Source organism: Puia sp. (genome assembly GCF_036500295.1).
In the GTDB taxonomy this organism is placed as follows: domain Bacteria; phylum Bacteroidota; class Bacteroidia; order Chitinophagales; family Chitinophagaceae; genus Puia.
In genome coordinates this window covers 1-23807 of sequence record NZ_DASYCH010000085.1, presented here as the reverse complement: position 1 = coordinate 23807, position 23807 = coordinate 1, and the positions used below count along the sequence as shown (strand labels likewise).

Sequence of the window (23807 nt, the reverse complement as noted above, 5' to 3'; positions counted from 1 at the left end):
CTTCTCCTGGGGCGGCTTCTTCGGCACCACCTACTGGGCCGACCCCGCCAACCACGTCGTCTGCCTCATCATGACCCAGCAGACCCCCAACTCCCACGGCGACTTCGAACACCGCCTCGAACAGGTCATCTATTCGGCCTTCACCCGCTAAGTCCGGGTTCTTGCCTAAAATGAAAAAGCACCCTGCATGGGGTGCTTCTTGTATCTTGGCATTGAGGCGGTTCACCGCTTCTTTGAAACCTTTGACAATAGTTCACTTGCTGGAACTCTCTTCACTTCGCCATTTTCGGAAATAACGAGCGACCGGCCATTTACTGCGCTTTCTTCAACCAATCTGCGCGAGGCTTCAGCCATTCCTTCCAGGATTTTATCCGATAACTGGTCGAGTTCCGACCTATTGGGTTCCATAATTAGTGCTTTGAGAGATTATTATATCCCAAATATAGTGATTCTGAATCATATTATTGCCTGAGAGCGTTCCCTTGGCAACTAACTCCGGCACAACGGTTTTGTTATTGATTACTATCCATCTGTCACAAGCCGGTACGCGTTGGGCCTTTTTCACTAAGGACAAATAACTCCTCGTCGCCAACGTTGTTTCAAAAGCAAAGTCCACCCTCGAAACGAGCAGTTCGTTGATCCGCATGATCATTATCCTCCCCGCTTCAATTGCCACGCTTTCCGGATTGAAAGGCGAAAGCCCCGCTGCGATACTATCCGCATTCACGAACTCCCGGCAATTAAGCATTTCCGGCAGAATGGTAAAACTCGCCGTCGTCTTACCCGCGCCATTGCATCCCGCTATAATGTATAAATTTGGCATAGAGCGATTTGCAAATATATTGGATTTCTTATCTCAGATCCTCCCTTGAGAGCCCACCATTCCCCTCCTGAGCTCCCTCCACCGCCTTCATCACCCCCAACCGCGCCAAAAACTCCTGCGCCTTGACGCAAGTCGCCTCCTTCCACGGCGCCTTATTAAAAAACCCATGCACCTGCCCCTCGGCCACCCACATCTCACAATCCACCCCCGCCTTCTTCAACTGCCGCCGCAGACTATCCCCCGCCGGCTTCCATTTATCCTTACTCCCATAAAAGAACACCGTCGGCGGAAACCCCGCACCCGCCCGCGAATAAGGTTCCACCGCCGGATCATCCGCCGTACTATACGCCGGGTTGAACAACACCAGCGCCCGCGCCGGTATCCCCGCCACCACCACCATCGTAGCCAGATGCCCACCCGCCGACGCTCCTCCCAGCACCATCTTGGCCGTATCGATGCCCAACTCCCGCGCATGCCCCCGCACCCACCGCACCGCAATCTTCGCATCGACGATACCCGTATCCTTTCCCTGCAACCGGTAATTCGCCGTCACCGCCACCATCCCCTGCCGCGCAAAATACCGGCACTGCCCCTCCATTTGTGCCTTGTCCCCCGAAACCCAACTCCCGCCATGAAACAGCACGATCACCGGCTGCGCCGCCGGCGCGCTCGCCCCTTCTGGCGCAAACACATCCAATTTCAAATCAGGGGTATATTCATACGTCTTCACCCGATACACCACCGTATCCGCCATCGGCGCTGCATCCGCCATAACCCGCCCCGCAAAAAACAACAACCCCAAAATCATTATTCGCATAAAATGGCATTAACGTTGTATAAAAGGATCCTTCGCCGGCGCATCGGAAAAAACGATATACGCCAGGCCCCGGATCTCATACCGCTCATCGGGATTCAACACCTTCACCCGCACCGAATGCTTCCCCTTCGCCAACGGATACTTCCAGCAAACTTCCAGTCGCCGCGTCGTAAAATCCGTCGGCAACGCCGGACTCTCTATCTTCTTCCCATCCAACCAAACCTCCGTTTGATAGATATAGTCGGGATTTTTATTATTCTTCGCCCGCGGTGCCCCATTCAAAATAAACCCCGTCCCCTCAAAATCAAACGCGATCTCATGCTGCGCATTCATCGCCACCTCCTCTTTCTTCACCGGGTACATCCCCGGAAAACTCTGCTCCAGCCGTACGGGGACCGGCGCCTGCGTCTTGATCACCACCGACCCGCCGTCCACCCGGCCGCCATTGCGCTTCACCACCTCCACCGCATGCCGGTAACCTATCGCATAAACCTTGTTCAAAGAGATCGTCGTATACTTGAAGTCGATATCCTCCGATCCTGCCAGCCCCTTCTTCCAGTATTCCGGTAACTTATCATACCCGAGCACCGTTCCCAATATCCCACCCACGGACGAAGGATTGCAATCCGCATCCTGCCCCGCCCGCGCCGCGATATCCAACGTCCGCCCAAAATCGCCATTCCCATATAACAAAGCCATCACGACATAGGCGCTGTTGATCGTCGCATCGATATCAAACGGCAGGAAGACCCCTTCGGGACAAGCCCGGTCACTCGACCATTTCTTCTGCAGTTCGAACCACGTCGAATGCCAGTCGTCAGGATACTGCCGATGCCAGTTGATGACATCCGTCATACACTTCCGGTAGCTGCTGCCTTCCGGGATGGCTTTCAACGCCTCACCAACGATCCACGGAACGTCATCCGACAGGAATGCCAGCGAATACATCGCGCCGAAATAAACACCCCCATACCAGCCGTCCCCATAGTTCATGATATGACCGATCTTATCACTGATAGCCGAGGCCGCATTGGGCATCCCCGGGCTCATCAATCCGGCATAATCCGATTCGATCTGGTAGTCGATATCATCGGCATGCGGACTGTTGATCCAGTTACCGCTCTCCGGCGCCTTCATCCCATGAAGGATATTGTACCGCGCCGCCTGGTTGGCATGCCAGAGCTTATACCCCGCATGCGCAAAGGCGCTGGCAAACGAATCCACCGGCGCATCCAATCCCAGCCGCTCAAAGACATCGACAAACGTAAGGTCCATGTAGAGGTCGTCATATAACCCAGGCGTTTCGAGCATCGTCTTGCGGATATAGCCTTCGCTGTAAAACAGCGGCTGATAGTCCTGGATAAACGTGCCGTTGTATTTAAACTCGTAAGGACCGCCAAACGTCACTCCGATCGTCTGACCTGCCCATCCACCCTTGATCTTATCCCGTAGCACCGCCTCGGGGATCGTCACCGCTCCGCCCAGGCGAACCGGCGTCTTCTGCGCCGCCGCCGTCAGGCACGACGCCGCAAACAGCAAATTCAAAAGTTTTTTCATTTTAGACTATTGTAATGATTTAAGAAAAGCCCCAGATTATCTCCATCACGAAGCACAAACAAACCCTCCCCCCGATGCCGCTCCAACAGCTCCACCAATTCCTTGATCCGAGCCTCCACCGCCGTCGCGCCCGCACCCGTCGCCCGCAATTTCAATATTTCGAGATCTCCGATCGCATAATCCAGCATCAACCTCAACCGCCGCAGACTCGCCGCAACCCCACCGTTCCCCGCTTCCGCCGAATCCACCCGCGCCCGGCAGCGCTTCAACACCGCCGCCGCCGAATCCAGTTCCGCCGCCGGCTTCAACCGCGTATACGGGATACTCCCAAAACCCCGAACCACCCGCTCCAACTCCCGATACGCCTCCAACGCCGCGCCTCGCGCGTCGCCGAACAAAGCCCGCGAATACTCATCCATCATCATATCCACCGGAGCCCCCGGGTCCCACGCCAGCCCCGCCAGCACATAGTGATTCAACCCATAGGTAAACCAATCTCCCGGTTCGGCATAAGTCGAAATGCCCCGGAATCCCATCGATGCATACCACCGCAGCTCCTGCTGCATAAAATGCGGCAACACCACCGGCAGCGACCGCCACGCATACTTCCGGTAATACGAATACACGCTCCGGTCGCCCGCGAAATGCCGCCGCCAATCCTCCGCCGCGCGGAAATACTCGCCGTTCGCTGTCATCGAAGTATCGTAAAGCGGCGCCTCAAAGCTTTGATTTATCGGGCAGAGGTCCACCAAAATAGTTGCACTCAGCTCAACACCCATGGGCGGCTCCAACACCTGCCCGTAGGCAATGATCTCCACTTTCAATCCCGGCCGCACCCGCCGCGCCACAGAGTCCACTGCATTCATCAGCCGGGCCTGGCGGTCCACCGCCGGTCCTAACGCCGCCATCGCCGGACTCTGCGCCCACTTCGCCACATCCGGCGGCCAGCAATCGAAGATATCGATCTCCGGATGCGCCCGCAAATAGCGTTCGATGTTCCGCAGGAAATAACCCACCGCATCGGCATTGGCCGTATTGAACACGACACGCATCGTCGTATCGGGCTTCCCCTCCCGGGTCTCCCCAAACCACTCCGGATGCTGCCGGAACAAAGCCCCGGCCTCCATTCGCGCTCCCAGGAAATTTTGATAACCGTGTCCCCCCACCTCGATCAACAGTCCCCGCTTCTTCAGCTCCGGCGTCAACGCCTCCCGCCAGTTATCCCAACGAACCCGGCCCGCTCCCTGGTAGTTCAATGGCACCTGCAACACATTCAGCCGCACCTTCGGCATCCAGTCGATCAATTGCCGAAGATTGGCAACCGTATGCGTCCGGCCCTCCTCCACATCCAGTTTCCGGTATTTCAATACAGGCTCCTCGCGCACCGGCCCGGCGGATAGATAGGTCAACTCCCGCAAAGAAGGCACATACTCCCGAGGCAAAGTGCTCAATTCGGGCGTCGCCCACACACAACCCAGCCGGTGCAGCAGATCATACACCGCATACAAAAGCGCCCGCCCAGACCCGCCGGCCAGCAGCAGGTCCCTGCCCCGCATCTCTATCCGATAAGCCTCCTCAGGCAAAGAATCCACCCGCATAAGCCGGATCACCGGCCGCCCACTGCCGCCGTTAAAATTTGCCCCGCTTATTTTTGCCCCGCTCATCCTCGATAAATATCTTCCCAACTCCTCCGCCGCGAACTTCCCCGCACCCGCCGCGAACTTCCCGGCACCCGCCGAAACCTCGATCCCCACCAACGTCCTCCCATCCCGGGCAATAGGAAACCGAAATCCTCCATAAACCGCCGAATCCCCCGGCCCTTCCTTCCCCATCCGCACACTATCCCCCTCGCAAGAATACCGGTTCCCCACAATTACCGTCTCCGGCTGCGCCATCCCCTTCCTCCCCACATTAAAGATCACCACCCCCGGAGCCGTCACGATCGTATTCCCCCGCACAACATTATGCGAACGGTTCTGCGTTATATTAAATACTCCCCATTCATTCGCATTCACCTTCCGCCGGAAGATCGTATTATCCTCGATCCGGCAACCCGCTCCCCGCCAAAGCGCTACAAACTGCTGGAAGTCGTCGCTGAAATTTCTATATATCTTAAAACCCGTGTACCCCGGATTCTTCTTCACATCCGTCCACGTCACCTCCAAAAAACCCTGATTGTCCCTCGTCTCATTATCATGGATCGAAATATCCGACTTGTCATACCGCGCATCATCGATCTCCAACGCCCCTCCATCCGCCCCGCCGCCATAGGCATTGGGTCCCCAGCCGATCCGCGGATCGACAGCACTGTAATTGACGATCTTATTAAATCGTACTTCCTGGTGATCCGCACCCATCCAAATGCCCAACGGTCCCCAGTTCCACTCCTTCATCACCCGGTTGCAATCGTGGATATAATTGTGCTCGATCAGCGCATACGCTCCGTTACTCCGGATACCCGCCACACAATCCCGCATCTCATTCCCTCGAACGATACAGTGCTCCGCCCCCCGTTCCAGGTTAATCGCCCCCATCTCCCACACCACCCAGCCATCCCCGTGATACTCCACCGGGGAATAAGCCGCCGTTCCATAAAAACCCAGATTCTCGATGACAACCCAGCTACCCCTCACGCGGATACAATTTCCAAACGTCCCATCACTAAATACCGGGTTCGTAAACATCGGCGCCGGTTCCGCAGCAACCCCATAATCCGTCAGTACAAGATACTTCCCCCGCATCCCCGAATCCGCGATCACCAGCCTGCCCCTAAATACCGAGCCCCGCCGGAAAAACACCGAATCCCCCGGCTGCAACCGCACCTGTTCAAACCGCGAGAAACTCTTCCACGGCGCGGCAGCCGACGTCCCGGCACTCCTGTCATCCCCCAGCCGCGAATCGACATAATACTTCCCCTCGCCAGAAGCAATCTTCCCGGCAACCAAAAACAACAGTATGAATAAAGTCTTCATCATTGAAAAGTAGGTGTCACCAAATTCGCCACATTCATCTTCATCATAGAGAGCCAATTGTCCGCCGTCACCAGCGTCCCGTTGTAAACAAAGTTATCAAACACAAACCCGTCAAACGGATGCGCGGGATCTCCGCCTTGTATATAGTTGTGGAATCCGTTCACCGTATCCTGCTTCACCTTCCAATCCTTGAACACCATCCCATGGATCAACTCGGGACTTGCCGGGTTGGGGGAGATGCGGAAGAGCAACGGTACGGGCGTTTCCGTCACCAGGTCGTCGATCAGGAAATTTTGCTGCAACCCGTTCATCCCGCCGGCCGCAAACTTGTCGCCTACGCAACTGATCACTCCCCGGTTCACCGCATCGTTATTCCATTCCCCGTGCAGCAGATCGGTCCGCGTGATCGTCACCCCCGTGGCACTGGCATTGCCCCAGCTCAACTGGATCATCCCGCCGTTGTTCAGTTGCCAGCATACGTTGTCCGTGAACCGGATATTGTTCCGATAGACTTTGATGTTGTCGTCATTCGCCCAGATAAAGCAGTTCGATACGGTGGAATTGTCATACACCGCGATCCCGTCGCAATTGTAGGTCCAGCCGCCGATCACCTTCACCCAACTCACGGTATTGTTCTTCCCGATCAGCCGGACGGCAAAATATTTCGTGTCCGCGATCGTGATCCCCTCCAGGTTGATATTGTTACTCTGCGTAATGGCTTCCACACAATGCGACTGCCGGTAATTCAGTCGTGCCGACGAAAGCACCCCCCGGCCAAAAATATGCACTCCCGGATTGCCATCCATGATCAGCGTCCCATACACCCATGCGCCCTCCTCCAGGTAAACATTCTTGATGTTCACCGGTACATGAAATACGCCGATATCGTGAACCCCTGCCTTGAAATAAATGCCGTTATAGGGTGCAGCAGCGTTTGCATCCGCCGCGGTGGCATTACGCAACACCTTGTACGTGCCGGTCGTAGTATCGGGTTTGTTCGTCTCGGCCGGATTCGCAAACACCATCAACCCATTCTTATAACCGCTATCGCTGATCTCGACCGAAAATTGCCCGGGGTTATCCAATCGGAACGCGATCGTGTTCCCATTCACCATCGGATGGATCCCCTTCCGCGACGGCAGGATCTTCACATCATCGCTCATCGCGAGCCGGCTCTGGCTCAGCAATTTCACCTCGACGATCACACTCCCGGAAAAAGAAAAAGTCGTCCAGTTGATCGTCCGCCCCTTGAAGATCTTCGCCGGGTACTGGTCGTTTACGGTCATGTTCATATAACCCAACTGGTACTCCGGACACTTGCTCTGGAAGACCAGTTGCCTTTCCCGCGTGACCCCATCGCGGATCACCGACACCTCGTAAATATCGGATTGGGGAATTTGGGAATACGCCGCGGTGTCTATCCCCGGCGGGTAATGAGCGGGCGGTTCGATGGGAACGATGCGCCGGCAATTGCCGAACAGCAGGGGCATGGCAGTGGCTAAAGCCAGGGTCAACCCCAGGCTCCTCCTCCAACTAAATTTTATCATGGCAAACTATTTACAAAGGTCTCTCACCGCCCCAAACTCAGGGCATCCCTCCGGCGAACGCCGCCCCAAACTCAAGGCTTCCCTCCGCGAAAGAAATCACCCCCACCCATTTTCCGCCGCTTCATCCCCGGTCCACTCCAATCCAACTTCAAAAACGGTTCCCCCTGGTCCTGATCCCGATGATAGCTCAATTGAAACGGGTGCAACCCCTTCTTCAAAACGATCGTCGCTTCCCGTGGCAACCCGCCCGGATATCCGTAATCCGCATCCAACACCTGTATATCATGTATCCGCAAAAATGCCTTCGTGTCACAAGTAAAATAAAACCGATACTCCCCATCCGCCGGCACAGCAATATATCCCGTCCAGACCGTCACATGCCCCACCGCAGAATCCACCAGCCCCAACGACCCCGCATGCCCCTTCAAAGCAGCCGCCAATCCCTCTACCTGCGGGATCCACGGGAACGCACCCGTGTAAACCGCCCAATCCACCCCCGGCACAACCGTCCCGGCATTCGTCGCACCAACCGGAACATTATCATAAGGCCTTGGCGACCCCTCCCCGTTATGATGCAACTCCAGCACCCTTGCCTTCATCCGATCCTGCATTCCCCGCATACTGTCCCCAAGGTTATGTCTCTCCGCGGGATCGTTCAAAACATTGTATATCTCAAAGTCATCCGCTGCCGACCGGATATCATATCTAACCCCCACAAGATCCCCAACCCGCAGCAACTGTGTCTGATTACGCACCCGGCCCCGATGACTCGCCGAGAACACGGAATAATCCGGCGTCTTGTTCTCACCCTTGTATTCGATATAAACCGTCGGCTCCCGCTGCACCCCCTTACCTGTCAACGCAGGCAACAGCGAGACCCCATCCATCCGCTCCGGCGCGACCCGCCCCGCAGCATCGATAAACGTCGGGGCCCAGTCATAAGCGATCGCCGGCAGATCGAGCTTCTTCGCCGCTACATGCCCCGGCCACCGCACGATCGCCGGCAACCGGACGCCGCCCTCCCAGGTATCCGCCTTGATGCCCTCGAAGGGCCCGAAACTGCGAAAAAAGGTCGGCTTGTTGGGTGGAAAGCGATCCTCGGGCAGGTACGATTCGTTGGACGGCCCGTTATCCGAAGTATAAACCACAATAGTATTGCTATCGATCTTCAGGTCCTTCAACAACTGCAACACATCGCCCACCGCATCATCGAGCCGCCGGTTTGCCGTGGCATACCGCTGATACGTCGACGGCCAATGCACCTCCGGTGTCGCCGGATTGCCGTCATCATCATACAAAGCCGCCGCATATTCCGGGTAGGTATAACTATCCGGTACCCCGGACGCCGTGCTGATCATATGACCCGGTGTCCCCAGCCACTGCATCCCCCCACGTAACCCGCCGCCCTTGGGATAGGCCTGCGTCGGCAACTCCTGCACCGCATGCGGCGTCTCAAAGGCGAGGTATAAAAAGAAAGGCTTGTCCTTCTCGGAACCCCGCACATGATCGACGATATATTTCTTCGCCGCCGCCGTCCACAGATCGGCCGTATAACATTTGTCCAGCCGCGAAGTGATATTGGTATAGTTCTGCCAGACTGCCTTACCATTCTCCGCCCAATACTTCCGGTACAACGCCTCCTTCGGATAATGCTCATGCCCGTCGGCATGCCGCATATACCCGAAATAATAGTCGAATCCCCGCTTCAAAGGATGCGCCGGCCATAGATATCCGTTAAGATCGTATTTGTCATTCCCCTCCAATCCCCACTTGCCGATGATCGCCGTGCTATACCCCAGCTTCCGCAAGCTGCCGGGCAAGGTATAGTTATCATCCAGCGCCTTATCGAACTCGTTGTCCCGCACATTCGCATGTCCCTGGCTTACCCCCAGCATCAACGAAGCCCGCGACGGCGCACAGATCGGCGCCGCGACGTAGTATTGCGTCAGCATCGCACCCTCACCCGCCATCCTGTCGAGATGCGGCGACAGCTCAAAAGGCTTCGACCGGTCCTTCAGTCGTGCCCGTTCGTTCTGGTAGAAGGCCCCCAGGTCTCCATACCCCTGATCATCTGCCAGGATAAATAAAATATTCGGCTGCCTTTTAACTTTTTGTCCCCGAACATGAGTACCCGCCAGCAAACAAGCCGCTATCAGCGCTGTATTCCAAATTTTCATCGTAATGTCTTTATATTAATCTATCCCGCTCTGCATCCACGTCAGCCTCCACGTCCCCGCTTCCCGCCCACCGGCGGAATAAAAAGGCCGGAACTCCACCGGCTTCTCCCCCGGCGGCGTAAAGCGTACTTCGTCCTTCCCTTCTTCCTTCGCATACCGGGAAATCTCCGCGGCACCCAGCTTATAATTCATCTCCCGGTCCCGCCCCTCGATCAGCCCGTCACTCGCATACACCAGCGGCCCCCGCGCAAAAGCAAACCAATTCACCCGGTAGAGATCGTCCTTACCCTGCGGCATGATCGCCGCCTCCTGCTGTTGTTCCACCCGCAACGGCATCGGCAGTTCCATCTCCACCACATCGCCCTTCTTCCATTCGCGCGTCACCGTATAATAGGTCCCGGCCCGCAACCCCGCCGTATCAACCACCTTCCCATTCACCGTCACCTGCACAGACACCGCCCACGCCGGCACCCGCAAATACAACGGGAACCGAACCGCCGACCCCGGCGTCACCACCAAACGCACCTTTCCCGCAAAAGGATACTCCGTCTCCTGCGAAAGCCGCACCGGCACACCCCCCAACACGATCTTCGCCACGCTCTCGCCATATATATTACAGGCAACCCCACCGCCGCGCCGCGTATACGCCACCTCCGACAACTCCTCCAACGCCATCGCCCCACTCGAAGGACAGCAGTCGTTGAAATTTGCCGGGTGCTTACGGCCGTTGGTAAAAGAATGATAGGTCCAAAGTTGTCCATCCGGCAGCTGCGCCGCAAGCAACGCATTATACGCGGACTTCTCGAGTTCCTCGCTATATCGCGCATCGCCGGTGATCTGCAACAGGAATCTATTCAACTGCATCCAGCTCATAATACTGCAGGTCTCCACAAATCCATAAGGACTCCAGAACTCCCGCGTATTGAAACACTCTTTATGTTTTCCGACACCGCCCCAGGGGCCGCCGGTAATAGTCAAATGATAGTTGTGGATATTCTTCCAGGCGGCCTCCACCGTCTTCAGATACGCCGCATCGCCCGTCACCGCATACAGCTTCGCCACTCCCAATAAGTTCCAGATGATTTGATAGGCCTTGCCATCCGCCACCGTCTCCAGGTCCCGCCCCGCCGCCATCGCCGCCGTCAGCCTCAGTCCATCCTTCTTGTCCGCCTCGCGAACGATCAGCCGCGCAAAGTCCAGATACCGTTTATCCCCCGTAAACCGATACAACATCACCACCGGGTCCAGCGCGACGGTAGCCGAATAGCCGTAACGCGTTCCATAATCCGTAATATCGACCCCACCGTCCCCAAACGTCTTTAACATCAACTCCCCAATCTTCTTCGCCGCCTCCAGACAACGGGCATCATGCAGCTTGGCATTCACCTCCAGCAGTCCCAATGTCGTACAACTCAGACTCCACACATCCCAGCTCTTCTTATGCAACTTCGACGCCGCATTCGTGATCCGCAACGCCGGCGAATACGAACCCATATAGCCGTCGGCCTCCTGGTTGCGGATAAGATAATCGGCTGTCCGCAACAACAGCGCCTTCAGGCTGTCATCACCCGTCCGCACCGCCGCCAGCGTCGTGGCATACATCCACTTGCCGGCATGCTCGCCATACCAGTCCGTGGTCGTGTTGCGGCTCCGGGCCTCGGGGCTGAACATCGTGATCAGCGCGCCTTCATGCCAGGACGGCAACGATCGCAGCCTTCCCGCCTCACTTAAATCCAGCGCCTTGCCGATCAATCCCTTCAACGCCACATCCCCCGGACTCACCAGGCTGTCGCTCATCTGCCCCATGCCGCTGACTTGTAACACCAGCGCCGCCGCCCCCAAAAAGATCCCCTTGACAATTTTCATAGTTAATATTTTTACTCGATTCGTAGATTCTTCCAGTACGCATTCCCCGCGGCCCTCCCGGGGATCAACACCCGCTGATAGATCCGCAGCGTGACGGTCTCCCCGGCATACCCGTTCAGATCCACGGTCACCGGCCGCCAACTCCGAGGCCCGGCAGAGGCCCCCTCGATCAATTTATCGAACAAGACTTTGTTATTCGCATATACCATACATCGCCACACCCGCTGTGAGTCCACACCCGCCTCAAAAGAAAGATGCTTTACCCCATCCACGCGCAGCCGGCGCGTCAGCACTACCGCCTTCACCTCATCCCGCGGATAGGTCGCCAGCACATCACTATCCAGATAGGTGATCCCCCGGATACCGGGCATCCCACCCAACGCTCCGCCAAAACCGGCCCGCTCCAGCGTCCACTCCGGATTCCAGTATTTCATAAGATCGGCAAGCCGGAACAACTCCGCCGGCTGCGTGACAACCTGTTGTACAGGCACCCGGATCGCACCACCGGAAACCGCTGCCCCATGCTGCCGCAAAATAGCCGTGCCGATCGCCGCCGTCCTCGCGGCAAGGCCCGAGATCGTCTCATGCACCGCCGGCGTCAACACCACCTTTCCCAATTTATCCCCCACAATGCTGTCTCCCAGCGCCCGCACCAGGTCGGCCGGCAACCCCTTCATCCCATGGATCGCCGCCACCACCGCACCCGCGTTCGCGGCATTGCAGTCGGCATCCGTAAAGTCCGCGGCCCCATAGGCCAGGTTCACCGTTTTCAAAAAATCGCCCCCGCCAAACCAGACACTCGCCGCCACGATCCCGCCATTGGCAACGGCATTGTTGGTGGCAGGATATTCCAAATGCCAGCGCCGTTCCACGGCGTCGAACACCTCCGCGGCCGTCCGCCCCGCCGATGCCATCCCGATCACGAGGTCCAGGCATTTCCGGTAGGGAGATGAGGTATCGATCAGTCGGGCCGCATCCCGCACGATACGCTGAACATCGGACGTCGCAAACCCAAGGCTGATCATCCCGGCGACAAAGACTCCGCCATCCGCTCCTTCCGCATATCCGTTGATATGCCCATACCGTCTCGCCATCGCCGCCGCGACATTCGGCATCCCCGGCGCAAGGGCCCCATATACGTCGCAGGAAAACTGAGATCCTATCGAGAACCATAATTTGTTGTACCGCGGACTGCCGCAGTCCGGCGGCGCCACGCCCCTCGCCATCAGCAGCCTCGCCTGTTCACTCGATCCCCAGGTCCCTGCCGAATTTTCCATCCACTGCCGCCCCAGCTGCTCCACGTTCATCCCGATCCCATATTTTTCAAACGCCCTTATCGCCACCATCTCATAATACCAGTCATCATCCACCGGCGCATGATCGACCTTCGGCGAAAGCGTATGCACCCATTCCACCGACGCCACCTTGTGCTCAAACGGCCATCCCATCATCGCGCCCAGCATCTGCGCCGTCCAGATGGCATCCACCCGGTCGCGATAGTCGGTCGATGTCAACTCCACAACACGGCCTTGCCCATGCAACAGCACCGGAACAAACAAACAACCCCAAATAATATTTCGCATCCCTCTTCTCATAAAAGACTATTGTCCAGCCCGGATGATAAATCCCAACCCAAGTATAAAGCATAGGAACATCAGCGCGAGCAGCATATTGCTCTTCCCCGACGCGCCTCTAAACTCCTTCCAGATAAATACGCCCCACAACGCCGCGACCAATGTCGCACCCTGCCCCAACCCATAAGAGATGGCCGGGCCGGCCTTCCCGGCCGCGATAAGGTTCAATGCATTCCCCAGTCCCCAGATGAGTCCGCCCAGGATGCCCACAAAATGTGTCCCGGTCCCGCCCCGGAAATAATCGCGGTAACTGACCGGCGAACCGTCAAAAGGCCGCCGCATCAGGATCGTATTGAAGAGAAAATTGCTCACCAGGATACCACAAGAGAAAATAAAGACCGCCGTATACGGGGTCATCTTGCCCGCCGCGGGCATCGCGAAGTTGTCTACGTCCATAGATGAGGCGATAAACCGGTAAAAGAACGACATTAAGACCCCTGCCACCACCGACAACACGATCCCCTTGGATGACGCCGCAGCTCCACCCGCCGATTTCCGCTTGTAGACCACGGCATTCAGGATGATCGCGACCAGCACAAAAGCGACACCCGAGAACAGCAACACCGCATTCCCTTTCTCGGTGCCGAGATAGTTGATCAGCACCCCGAGGATCAGGGCCAGCCCGATCCCTACCGGAAACGCAACTGCCATCCCCGCGATCGCGATCGCCGCGGAAAGCAGGATATTGGCGGCATTGAAGACCACCCCGCCGATCAGCGCCTTACCGATATTCGCCGGATCCGCCTGTGCAAGGTCATCCATAAAATGCCGGCCCTGTTCCCCGATACTGCCCAGCGTAAGCGCGGACACCAGCGAGAACAGGAGAATGCCGATAACATAATCCCAGTAGAAAAGCTCGAACCGCCAGCTCCTGCCGGCCAGTTTCTGCGTGTTGGCCCAGGATCCCCAACACAACATGGTGATCACACAAAATAAAATGGCCTGCCAATAGCTTTGAACGATGAACATGATGTTGGTTTTAGCGTAAATTAATGTCCTCCACCGTCTTTCTTATCATATGGCGAATCTTCCTCGCCCTTGATCCCGTTGCCCGGCCACTTCAGTCCTTCCTTATACTGGGGATTAGGCTTCGGCATCACAGCGCCCACCTGTTTCCGCCACTCGTGCAGCATCGCCGTCAACTCCTTCGCCTTCGCCGGTTCAGTCTTCGCCAGGTCCTGGTGCTCTCCCGGATCGTTTTTAAGATTGAACAGCTGCACCATATTGTTCTCATAGTATTCGATCAACTTGTAATCCCCATAGCGCACCGCACCGCCGGGACTCTGCGCCCCGTGATTGCTGTAATGCGGGAAATGCCAGAACAGCGGCTTCTCCCGGAGTTTCCCGGTCCCCGCGGCCTCACCCTTGAGTATGGGCACCAGACTGCTCCCATCGATCCCATTCGACCCACGGGGCTTCGCATCGAGACCTACCATATCCAGTATCGTCGGATAGAAATCGGTACTCGTCACCGGCACATCGCTGGTCACCCCATGCAAACCATGGCCCGGCCAGTAGACGAGCATCGGCTCACGAATCCCGCCTTCATACAACCATCCCTTACCCCCGCGCAACGGAAGGTTCGAGGTCGAATAGGCTTTGTTCAGTTGCACCGGCTGAATATTGCGCGATGGATTGCCGAAATTGGCCGCCGACATCCCCCCGTTGTCCGAGAAGAAGATCACGATCGTATTATCGGCCAACCCAAGCTCCTTTAGTTTAGCCATCACCCGCCCGAAGTTCTCGTCTATGCAGTCCACCATCGCCGCAAATTCCACATTGTCCTGCCGCTGCTTGATCTTCACCGTCCGGTCCGGGTAGACTTTGAATCCCTTATGCGCCTCGTCCTGCGCGGTGCCGCTCACCTCGGTGCCGTCGTCCGGGTTCCCCTCGAGTACGAACGGAACGCCCGAAACCTTACCCATCTTCGCCAGCTTCTTCTCATACTTTACGACGAGATCACCGCGACCCTGTATCGGATCGTGAACGCCAAACTGCGCGAGATATAAGAAGAATGGTTGATCCTTGTTCTTCTCCACCCACTTCAACGCTTCGGCCGTCAGCCGGTCCGTCAGATATTCCCCGTTGACGCCGCCTTCCAGCCCCTTCATATCATACGGCGAGAAATAGCTGCCGTTCGGCCAGCCCTTGTTATAGTCAGGTATATGCAGATCGAATCCCTGGCGCTGCGTCGAATTGGCATCTTCACCCAAATGCCATTTGCCGAATATCGCCGTCTTATATCCATTTTCTTTCAGCACCTCGGGCAGCGGTTTCTGATCGTACGGTAGATGCTGTACGTGCTCGCCGCTCTCCAACTTCTGAAACGGGAATTCCTTTCGCCCCGGCAGCCAGTCCGTCAAATGCAACCTGGCCGGATATTCACCGGTAAGGATGCTCGCCCGCGAAGGCGAACAAACATGACAGGCCGCATATGCCTGGTTGAACTGGACCCCCACCTTCGAAAAACTGTCGATATTCGGCGTTTCATAAAAATGGCTCCCTTCATATCCCAGATCGGCCCAGCCAAGATCATCCACGAGATAGAAGATAACGTTCATTTTCTTTCCGTTCCTGGACACGGGCTGCGCGTGTAGCACAAACGATCCCATAAGGATCGCAAGGCTACCGATTACAAATCGTTTCATAGTTGTCATCATTTATATTACCAACCGGTATTTTGTGTCAGATTCTTATTCAGATCGATCTCTTTTTGCGGGATGGGCCACAAATAAAGCTTATCACTCCAGGTCTGGTTCCAGCCCGGCACCACCACCGTCTTCAGACTGCCGTCCGTATCCTTATAGGTCAACCCGTAGACATTCCCCGGCATCACCGTCGCCGCTATCTTCCACCGGCGGATGTCCAAATACCTAAACCCTTCAAACGCCAGTTCCACCGTCCGCTCATTGCGCACTATCGCCCGAAGCTGATCCTGCGTCTGACCCGTGGCGATCACCGGCATCTTCACATCGCCGCGCTGCCGGACCTTATTGATCGCGTCATACACAGACTGATCCAGCTTGTTCTGCTCGATCATCGACTCGGCATAGGTCAGCAACACCTCGGCATACCGGATCAGCATGATATTGATGCCGCAATCGGTCGGCTTCGAAAGGTCTTCCTTGTTCACATATTTTTTGACATTCCACCCGGTCGGCGAGACGACAAAAGACGAACCCACGGCATCGCCCGTCGTGCTGCTCGGCAGCGAGTTGAAGATCTTGCCGTTGGGCAGCGTATCCTTCGGGACAAAAATTGAATAGGACAACCGCGGATCGCGATTCACATACGGATTGGCCGGATCATAACCGCTGGCCGGATCGGTGATCGCCAGCCCGGTCTTCATCTCAAACTGGTCCACCATGGCTTTCGTCGGCACCCACTTGCTGCTGGCATTCACACTGCGCGGCGCCAGCACCTGGAAGATGTTGTTTTGATAGACATCCGCGAGGAATTGAACATCCAGGATGTCTTCCGCATTATTCTCCGCCGCATAACCGAAAAGCGTCTTATAAGTAGGGTAGAGGCTGTACGTGTTCGAAGCCATCACCTGGCCGGCCGCGGTGGCCGAAGCATCATACCGGCCCGCATATAGCATCGCCCGCGCCTTGATGGCCAGGGCGGCGCCCTTCGTGATCCTGCCGACATCCGTTTGCTTCACAGGTAAAAGCGAAGCCGCCGTATCCAGTTCCGCCGCGACGAAATCCCACACCTTGTCCACCGGGGCCCGCGTCAGTTTCTCACTCTCCGCCAGGCTGAGCTCCGTAGTGATCAGCGGCACATCCCCCCACAGGGAAGCCAGCTTCATATAGAAATAGGCCCGTAACGCCCGAACCTCTCCCTTCAGCCGGCTGATCAGCGCCGGGTTGGTGGTCTGTACTTCATCCACATGCGTCATAAAAGAGTTGGCGCCCCGGATGCCCGCATAATAGGTATTCCAGTCGGCGCTGATCCGGCTGTTCAGCGCATCGTATTGACCCTGCTTGATGGCAGCCTCCACCGGACCCGTAGGATTGGTGAAGAGGATATCGGACATATTGTCCCAGCCGAAGAAATGATCCGGCGTCTCCGCCATATCCGTATAGATCGCATTGGCGGCAAGCGTCGCGTCGTTATCCGTCTTCCAGAAAATATCCGTCGAAATACGATCATTCGGCACGGTGTTCAACAGATCCTTCTGACACGCCGGCAGCAAAACCGCACCCGCAAACGCGACGACCATATATTTTAATACTCGCATATTGTACAATTTTGAAGATTATAAGGAAATATTAAAGCCCAGGCTATACACCGAGATCTGGGGGTAATAATTCTGTACTCCCGACATCGACTCCGGATCGATATGCCACCGGTTCAGCTTCGAGAAGGTGAGCAGATTTGTCCCCGATACATAAACGCTGGCCTGGCTGATATGCGCCCTTTGCAGCAACCGCGCGGGCAACCGGTATACCAGCTGAGCATTCTTCACGCGGAGATAGGAGGCATCGAGCACCAGCCGGTCGTTGTTGGTCTGGTTACGCAGGTCCTGCTTCGTAGGCCGCGCAAATTCCGCATGAGGGTTCTGAGGAGTCCAGTAGTTGTTGGTGTAGATATCCGGCACCATGCCTTCGTAGTTGCCGCCCTGGCCAAAAGCGCCGGCCATCCGCATGCTGGCTTTTCCAACCCCCTGCAAAGCGAAGTTGAGCGAGAGAGCCTCGTAGGAAAAGCTGAACGCACCGCCAAATGTATATTTCGGGAAGGTATTTCCCAGGTAGGTTTGATCACTGGCGTCGATCTTCCCATCCTTATTCCGGTCGATATACCGCGTGTCACCCGCCTTGGCCGTCCGCAGATAGAAAGGACCCGCCGCCGCATCCGCATCCGACTGATAAAAGCCCGCCGTCTTATACCCCCAGAAGGAGTAGATCGGGTAGCCCTGCTGGATAGTATACCGTGGGTTCTGATCCGTACCATAATAGAAGGGGCCGGTGCCGGCAAGGTCCACCACCTTATTCGTGTTGATGGCAAGGTTCAGCGTGATATCTAACCCGAATTTGCCAAAGCGGTTGCGGTTACCCACGGTGAATTCCATCCCCGTGTTATCCACCTTCCCCGCATTTTGTGGTCCGGCCTGCAACCCCAGCGTGCCGGGCACCGGCAGGGTCAGCAGGATGCCGCTCGTCCTTTTCCTGTAATAATCGGCGGTCAGGGTCAACCTGCCCTTCAGGAAAGTGGCGTCAAGACCGGCATCGGCTTCCGTCGTGGTTTCCCAGGTGATACCCTGGTTGGCCACCGTCGTTTGCATATAGCCCTGCGCCGCAAGGTTGTTGAAGTCATAGGTAAGCAGGCTGAGCGTAGGGAAGTAGCTGTAAAGCGCGACGGCCTGGTTACCTGTCTTGCCATAAGAACCCCTTAATTTCAACTCGTTCACCTTATCCCGCAGCCCATCCCAGAAGTTTTCCTGGGAGATCCGCCAGCCGGCCGAAGCCGAAGGGAAGAAACTGTATTGATTGTTACCCGTAAACCGCGAACTTCCGTCAAAGCGGCCATTGGCTTCGAAAAGATATTTGTCTTTGTAGGCATAGTTCACGCGACCGAAATACGACCGCAGCCCCCAGCCGGCGTCCACCCCGCTGTTATCCTTGGTGGCGTCATTGGCGCCCGCGCTGATCGATTGCACATCATTGTTATAAAAATCCTGCCGGTAAGCGCTCAGCGTATGGCTGGTATATTGTATCTGCGAATAGCCAAGCAATACCTTTAACCCGTGATCGCCGAAATTCGTCGCATAGTTCAGCAGGTTGTTGATGGTGTATTGCCGGTTGTCGTTGCGCGACTCGGTAAGCATATTATGCAGATTACTCTTCTTTACCACGTTGGAATCCTGTGTATGCCAGGTATTCTGATAGAGCTTGCCATAGATGTTCGTGGCATTCGAAGCGAACTGTGACGTAAAGGTCAGGCCCTTCGTGATCTGCCAGTTGCCCTGCAGGTTGCCGATAAAATAGCCGGACTCCTGGTGATTGTATCCGCCTTTATCGATCAGCAACAGCGGGTTATTGCCCTGCGTCCCGCCACCATAGTCGCCGTTAGGATATTTTGGAACGGTCCAGATCGCATTTTGTGTCATGAATTGCAGGATATTGGCCAATCCATAAGGATTGCGGTCGTTCTCATACCGGTAATCGATATCCATCGAGACATTGATCCGGGAGGACACACGTAAGTCGGTGTTCACCCTCGCTTCCGCCACCTTACCATTAGTATTGTCGAGGATCCCGTCCTGGTCCTGAAACCGGACACTGGCCCGCCCCTTGAAATTATCACTGCCGCCGCTCACGGAGAGGGTGTGATTGGTCTGGCCCGCGGTATGAAACGCCCGGCTGTACCAGTCGTAGGGTAGGGGATAGTGGGTGGGATCGGTCTTGTTGCCCTGAATATAGGCCTCGATATCCTGGTCACGATAGGGTTTGGGTGGGGCGGAGCCTACATTGGTATAGGCGGTGTTTTCCAGATGCAGATAGCTGGCGAGGTCCATCGGTTTCGGCTGCGAGACCGAGCGCTGCCGGCCATAATATCCGCTGTAGTTGGTGATGATCTTCCCCGACTTTGCGCGTTTGGTGGTGATCAGCAATACCCCGTTGGACGCGCGTGAACCATAAATGGCCGTGCTGCTCGCGTCTTTCAGGACGGAGATCGATTCGATATCCTCCGGGTTGACATTACTGAAGGGCTGCTCGATCCCATCGATCAGAACCAGCGGCGCCACCGATGCCCCCGAAAGGTCTTCCGTCGTGTAGAGGGTATTGACACCCCGCAGCACGATGGGGTTGTTGGTGTTGCCGGGCTGCCCGCCTTTATCGAGGATCGTAAGTCCCGGTAGTTTGCCCTGCAGCGCCTGTTCCAGGCTGGAGATAGGCCGGGTCGTCAGCTCCTTGCCACCGATGGAAGCCACCGCACTGGTCATGCTCACCCGTTTCTGGGTGCCATATCCCACCACGACCACATCGTCCAGCTGTTTATTGACTTGTGTAAGCGTTATCTCCAGGAGACCGGTCCCCGCCTTTACTTCCTGCTGGTCGAATCCGACGGAGGAGAGTACAAGGGTCGCGCCGCGTCGGGGAACGTGAAGAGTAAACCGCCCATCGGCATCGGTGGAGGTCCCGCCGGAAGCTCCTTTGATGGATACGGTCACTCCTGTCACGGGATTTCCCTTCTCATCCTTTACCCGCCCGCTCACGGTGATGTCCGTTTGTGCAAGGACGGTGAGAGAAGTGAAGCAAAGTGCTAGCCATAAACAGGCAATAGCCAATTTCAATTTTTTCATACAGCATTTTTTAAATGAGCAATCGTTAGGGATTACAATCGTGTGATGTTCAGTTGTCGCGCGATAAGCTCGGTTCGATAGGGTATGGATGATTGGGCGCCAAGCCGGGTCACGGAAATAGCCGCCGCCTCACAGGCGACGTCCACGGCCTCCTCGAGGCTCTTTCCTTCCGAGACGGCTACCGCCAGCGCGCCATTGAAGACGTCACCCGCGGCCGTGGTGTCCACCGTTTCCACCTGGCGGGCGGCGACGACCGAAAAGGTTTCGTTGGTATAGATCAGCGCACCAAGCGAACCCATGGTCACCACAACATTCCGCGCGCCCTTGGCACAGATGATGCGCGCCGCCTCCTTGGCAGACTCCATGTCCGTCACGTCGATGCCGGCGATCATGGAAGCCTCTTTTTTATTGGGGGTAAGGATATATACACATTCCAGCAGTTCCTGGCTCAGCGTATTGGCCGGGGCCGGGTTCAGGATCACTTTTACGCCTTTGCCGGCGGCAAACTTCACCACATAATCCACCGTCTTCATCGGGATCTCCAGCTGCACAAGGAGGATGGCGGCGCTCGCGATCTGCTCCAGCGCGCTGTCGATATCCTTGCCTTCAAGCGCCGCATTGGCCCCCGATGCTACGACGATGCTGTTCTCACCGGCTTCGTCCACCGTAATAAGCGCTACCCCCGAGGGGAGGTCTTCGTCGGACACGAGATACCGCGTGTCGATACCTTCTTCGCTGAATAATTGGGAGAATTGTTTGCCGAAAACGTCGTTACCCATTTTCGAGATAAATACCGCTTCGCCGCCAAGCCGCGCCACGGCAACCGCCTGGTTGGCGCCCTTGCCACCGGGGTTCATAAAGAAAGAACCTGAAAGGACTGTTTCTCCGGGCGCCGGGATGTGATCGGTCTTTACGACCATGTCCATATTGCTGCTGCCTACTACTACTATTTTCCTGTTTTCCATAAGCAAGTCGTTCGTTTGTTGAACCAAAAATAAGCGGCGGGGGAAGTGAAAAGAAAGCCTTATTTTGCTGGAATATTGGTTCCTGAATCAGCCTTATCTTGATGACATATTATTTATTGTGTTAAAATACAATGAATTACGAAATCAATGAGCCCCTCTGCATTAGTAAAGCTGATCCACTCACTTTCCAGCTCGGAAAAACGATATTTCAAACTGCAGTCCAAGCGGCAAAGCGGTAACAAGGAGTATTTGCAGCTGTTCCAGCTGATCGATTCGGCGAAGAATCCCGACATCCGGGCCCTGAAACAGGAGTTCAAAAAGCGGTCCTCCGGCGGCAGTTGGGAGAACACCTGCATCTATCTGGGAAGTAGTCTCATCGATTGTCTCGTGCGGGCAAAAAAGGAAAAGGACATCTTCTTCAACCTCCTGCATCAATTGCAGGAGATCCGGATCCTGAAAGAGCGTTCGCTCGATGAAGAGGCGTTCAGCCAGGCAAGGAAAGTAGGTCGTTTGGCCGCGAAGTACCAGCTGTATTGGATCGAATACTATTGCTACCGCGACGAGCTGCAGCATTACTCCGACAACAATTTCGCCGGCATCACCGACCAGGGGCTGGTTAATCTGCAGATGAAGGGAAAGGATATCCTGAAAAGTCTCAGCCACATCCACGATCATTATTCGTTGTACGAACTCCTCCACTATCGGCTCATCCACACCGGTAAGATCGCCACCGAAGAAGGCCGCAAAAAACTCAACGATCTTATGTTGAGCGAAATGGTGCTCGTGGCCAGCAAGTCGAAAAGTTTTATCTCGCAGAAGCTGCACCTGCTGTTCCAGTCCTTCTTCTTTACAGTCGTCGGCGACTATCATTCCGCGTTGAAGTCTTTTTATCATCTCAACGCGCTGCTCGAGAAGAACCAGGCCTTTCTCGATAACCCGCCGCTGGATTATCTCTCCGCACTCACGGGCATCATCGAGAGTCTCTATATGTTGGAAAATAGCACCGAGGCAGCTTATTATCTCGACAAGATCCGCAACCTCGATCAGGCCGCGTATCCCGAATATTTCCGCTTCCTCGTCCGCAAGACGGCGTTCGCCCGGCAGATCCTCATCCTGTTACGCGCCGGCCGGCCCGAAGAGGCCCGGCAACTGGTCGACTCCATTCCCACCGCCGTTTTCGACAACTACCCACTGGTGGATGAAGAAAAGCAATGCGAACTGTATTTCTACTGCAGCCTCACCTTCTTTCAGCTGCGCGACTGGCGAAAGGCCCATCTCTACCTCCGCGAGATCATGAACCGCCTGCGCCTGCCGGAGCAACTGCTCATCAGCCGCGCCATCCGGCTGCTCAACATCGTTATCTATTACGAAAAGCGCGAACTCCTCCATCTCGAATACGAGATCCGCTCGTACAAGCGATACTTCAGCCAGTCCAAACTGATGAAGATCGAAAAGCTCGTCTTCCGCCTCGTCGAATCAAGCCCCTCGAACCGCCGCCTCCTGTCCCTCCCCGCCGGCCAGCGAAAGCTCCACGCCGATCTCGACGCCGTGGCCAAAAGCAAATACGAACAGCAGCTGCTGCGCTACTTCGACCTCGCCGCCTGGGTGACAAGCGCCCTGGCCCGGTAAAAAATCTCTACCTTCCTGTAAGGGTAACAGTCCCCCTGCTCGTTATTATCTTGACGGCAGGAACAAACAATAAAAAGTGGCACTTACCGAACCGGCATTCGAAGAGATTTTTACGGCACACTACGAAACCTTATACAGGTATGCATTCAGCATCATCCGGGAGGAAGCCTTCGCGGCCGAGCTCGTATCGGACGTCTTTTGCCGCCTTTGGCAAAAAAAGGATCGACTCCCGGTGGATTCCCCCGTGGCGGGCTATCTATACACCGCCGTCCATCATGCGGCAATGGATCATCTAAAACATCATAAGATAAAACGGCGCTATGAGAACCATCTTGCTTATCGCTCCCAACAACCCGGAGCCAGAACCGAGGCCGCCGATCGCGCCGAACTGAGCGACTTTCAACGACACCTGCAGCAGTCGCTGGAAAAGCTCCCCGACCAATGCCGCCTCATCTTCCATCTCAGCCGGGTGGAACAACTGCCTTACAAGGAAATCGCGGCCCGGCTCGGC

General features: G+C 56.0%; 15 protein-coding genes. 2 read left to right on the top strand and 13 right to left on the bottom strand.

Features of this window, described 5'->3' with window-relative positions; translation table 11 throughout:
* Positions 1–394: 394 nt before the first annotated feature.
* The 13 genes from VGM48_RS16420 to rbsK form a co-directional block, all read right to left on the bottom strand.
* A complete protein-coding gene (locus tag VGM48_RS16420; RefSeq protein ID WP_331581052.1) occupies positions 395–823 on the bottom strand; it encodes a hypothetical protein in 429 nt (142 codons plus the stop codon).
* Between the two features lie 28 nt (positions 824–851).
* The gene (locus VGM48_RS16415) at positions 852–1640 is read right to left on the bottom strand and encodes an alpha/beta hydrolase (RefSeq protein ID WP_331581050.1); all 789 of its coding nucleotides are present in this window, start codon (positions 1638–1640) and stop codon (positions 852–854) included.
* A 9-nt stretch (positions 1641–1649) separates the two neighbouring features.
* On the bottom strand, positions 1650–3197 hold the full coding sequence (locus tag VGM48_RS16410) for an ADP-ribosylglycohydrolase family protein (protein ID WP_331581048.1): 1548 nt from the start codon (positions 3195–3197) through the stop codon (positions 1650–1652).
* Entirely contained in the window at positions 3194–6172 is a 2979-nt protein-coding gene (locus VGM48_RS16405; RefSeq protein WP_331581046.1) for a DUF4838 domain-containing protein, read from the bottom strand. Before VGM48_RS16405 ends, VGM48_RS16410 begins: the two co-directional genes overlap by 4 nt.
* Positions 6169–7716, bottom strand: coding sequence for a hypothetical protein (locus tag VGM48_RS16400; RefSeq protein ID WP_331581044.1), 1548 nt, complete (start codon positions 7714–7716; stop codon positions 6169–6171). The genes VGM48_RS16405 and VGM48_RS16400 overlap by 4 nt, the downstream gene beginning before the upstream one ends.
* A 71-nt stretch (positions 7717–7787) precedes the next feature.
* Entirely contained in the window at positions 7788–9893 is a 2106-nt protein-coding gene (locus tag VGM48_RS16395) for a sulfatase-like hydrolase/transferase (protein WP_331581042.1), read from the bottom strand.
* A 15-nt stretch (positions 9894–9908) separates the two neighbouring features.
* Positions 9909–11759 carry a glycoside hydrolase family 127 protein gene (locus tag VGM48_RS16390; protein ID WP_331581040.1) on the bottom strand — a complete coding sequence of 617 codons (1851 nt, stop codon included), beginning with the start codon at positions 11757–11759 and terminating at the stop codon, positions 9909–9911.
* A gap of 11 nt (positions 11760–11770) precedes the next feature.
* Positions 11771–13354, bottom strand: coding sequence for an ADP-ribosylglycohydrolase family protein (locus VGM48_RS16385; RefSeq protein ID WP_331581038.1), 1584 nt, complete (start codon positions 13352–13354; stop codon positions 11771–11773).
* 6 nt (positions 13355–13360) lie between these two features.
* The gene (locus tag VGM48_RS16380) at positions 13361–14362 is read right to left on the bottom strand and encodes a GRP family sugar transporter (RefSeq protein WP_331581036.1); all 1002 of its coding nucleotides are present in this window, start codon (positions 14360–14362) and stop codon (positions 13361–13363) included.
* A 20-nt stretch (positions 14363–14382) separates the two neighbouring features.
* Positions 14383–16041, bottom strand: a complete 1659-nt coding sequence (locus VGM48_RS16375; protein ID WP_331581034.1) for a sulfatase — start codon at positions 16039–16041, stop codon at positions 14383–14385.
* Between the two features lie 17 nt (positions 16042–16058).
* Positions 16059–17636 (bottom strand): RagB/SusD family nutrient uptake outer membrane protein, encoded by a 1578-nt coding sequence (locus VGM48_RS16370; RefSeq protein ID WP_331581031.1) that lies wholly within the window; start codon positions 17634–17636, stop codon positions 16059–16061.
* A gap of 18 nt (positions 17637–17654) precedes the next feature.
* Complete coding sequence (locus VGM48_RS16365) at positions 17655–20702, bottom strand: TonB-dependent receptor (RefSeq protein ID WP_331581029.1); 3048 nt, start codon at positions 20700–20702, stop codon at positions 17655–17657.
* Positions 20703–20734: 32 nt separating this feature from the next.
* A complete protein-coding gene (gene rbsK, locus VGM48_RS16360; RefSeq protein ID WP_331581027.1) occupies positions 20735–21667 on the bottom strand; it encodes a ribokinase in 933 nt (310 codons plus the stop codon).
* A 147-nt stretch (positions 21668–21814) separates the two neighbouring features.
* On the opposite strand from rbsK, the gene VGM48_RS16355 reads away from it, so the two are divergent.
* Positions 21815–23296, top strand: a complete 1482-nt coding sequence (locus VGM48_RS16355; RefSeq protein ID WP_331581025.1) for a hypothetical protein — start codon at positions 21815–21817, stop codon at positions 23294–23296.
* A gap of 76 nt (positions 23297–23372) precedes the next feature.
* On the top strand, positions 23373–23807 hold a 435-nt coding region (locus tag VGM48_RS16350; RefSeq protein ID WP_331581023.1), incomplete at its 3' end, for a sigma-70 family RNA polymerase sigma factor.

Bases quoted from the DNA above. Each gene is read 5' to 3' on its own strand.
- VGM48_RS16370 (WP_331581031.1), bottom strand. From the start codon at position 17,636: ATGCGAGTATTAAAATATATGGTCGTCGCGTTTGCGGGTGCGGTTTTG.
- VGM48_RS16385 (WP_331581038.1), bottom strand. From the start codon at position 13,354: ATGAGAAGAGGGATGCGAAATATTATTTGGGGTTGTTTGTTTGTTCCG.
- VGM48_RS16395 (WP_331581042.1), bottom strand. From the start codon at position 9,893: ATGAAAATTTGGAATACAGCGCTGATAGCGGCTTGTTTGCTGGCGGGT.
- VGM48_RS16415 (WP_331581050.1), bottom strand. From the start codon at position 1,640: ATGCGAATAATGATTTTGGGGTTGTTGTTTTTTGCGGGGCGGGTTATG.
- VGM48_RS16400 (WP_331581044.1), bottom strand. From the start codon at position 7,716: ATGATAAAATTTAGTTGGAGGAGGAGCCTGGGGTTGACCCTGGCTTTA.
- VGM48_RS16365 (WP_331581029.1), bottom strand. From the start codon at position 20,702: ATGAAAAAATTGAAATTGGCTATTGCCTGTTTATGGCTAGCACTTTGC.
- VGM48_RS16390 (WP_331581040.1), bottom strand. From the start codon at position 11,759: ATGAAAATTGTCAAGGGGATCTTTTTGGGGGCGGCGGCGCTGGTGTTA.
- VGM48_RS16380 (WP_331581036.1), bottom strand. From the start codon at position 14,362: ATGTTCATCGTTCAAAGCTATTGGCAGGCCATTTTATTTTGTGTGATC.
- VGM48_RS16355 (WP_331581025.1), top strand. From the start codon at position 21,815: ATGAGCCCCTCTGCATTAGTAAAGCTGATCCACTCACTTTCCAGCTCG.
- VGM48_RS16405 (WP_331581046.1), bottom strand. From the start codon at position 6,172: ATGATGAAGACTTTATTCATACTGTTGTTTTTGGTTGCCGGGAAGATT.
- rbsK (WP_331581027.1), bottom strand. From the start codon at position 21,667: ATGGAAAACAGGAAAATAGTAGTAGTAGGCAGCAGCAATATGGACATG.
- VGM48_RS16375 (WP_331581034.1), bottom strand. From the start codon at position 16,041: ATGAAACGATTTGTAATCGGTAGCCTTGCGATCCTTATGGGATCGTTT.
- VGM48_RS16410 (WP_331581048.1), bottom strand. From the start codon at position 3,197: ATGAAAAAACTTTTGAATTTGCTGTTTGCGGCGTCGTGCCTGACGGCG.
- VGM48_RS16420 (WP_331581052.1), bottom strand. From the start codon at position 823: ATGCCAAATTTATACATTATAGCGGGATGCAATGGCGCGGGTAAGACG.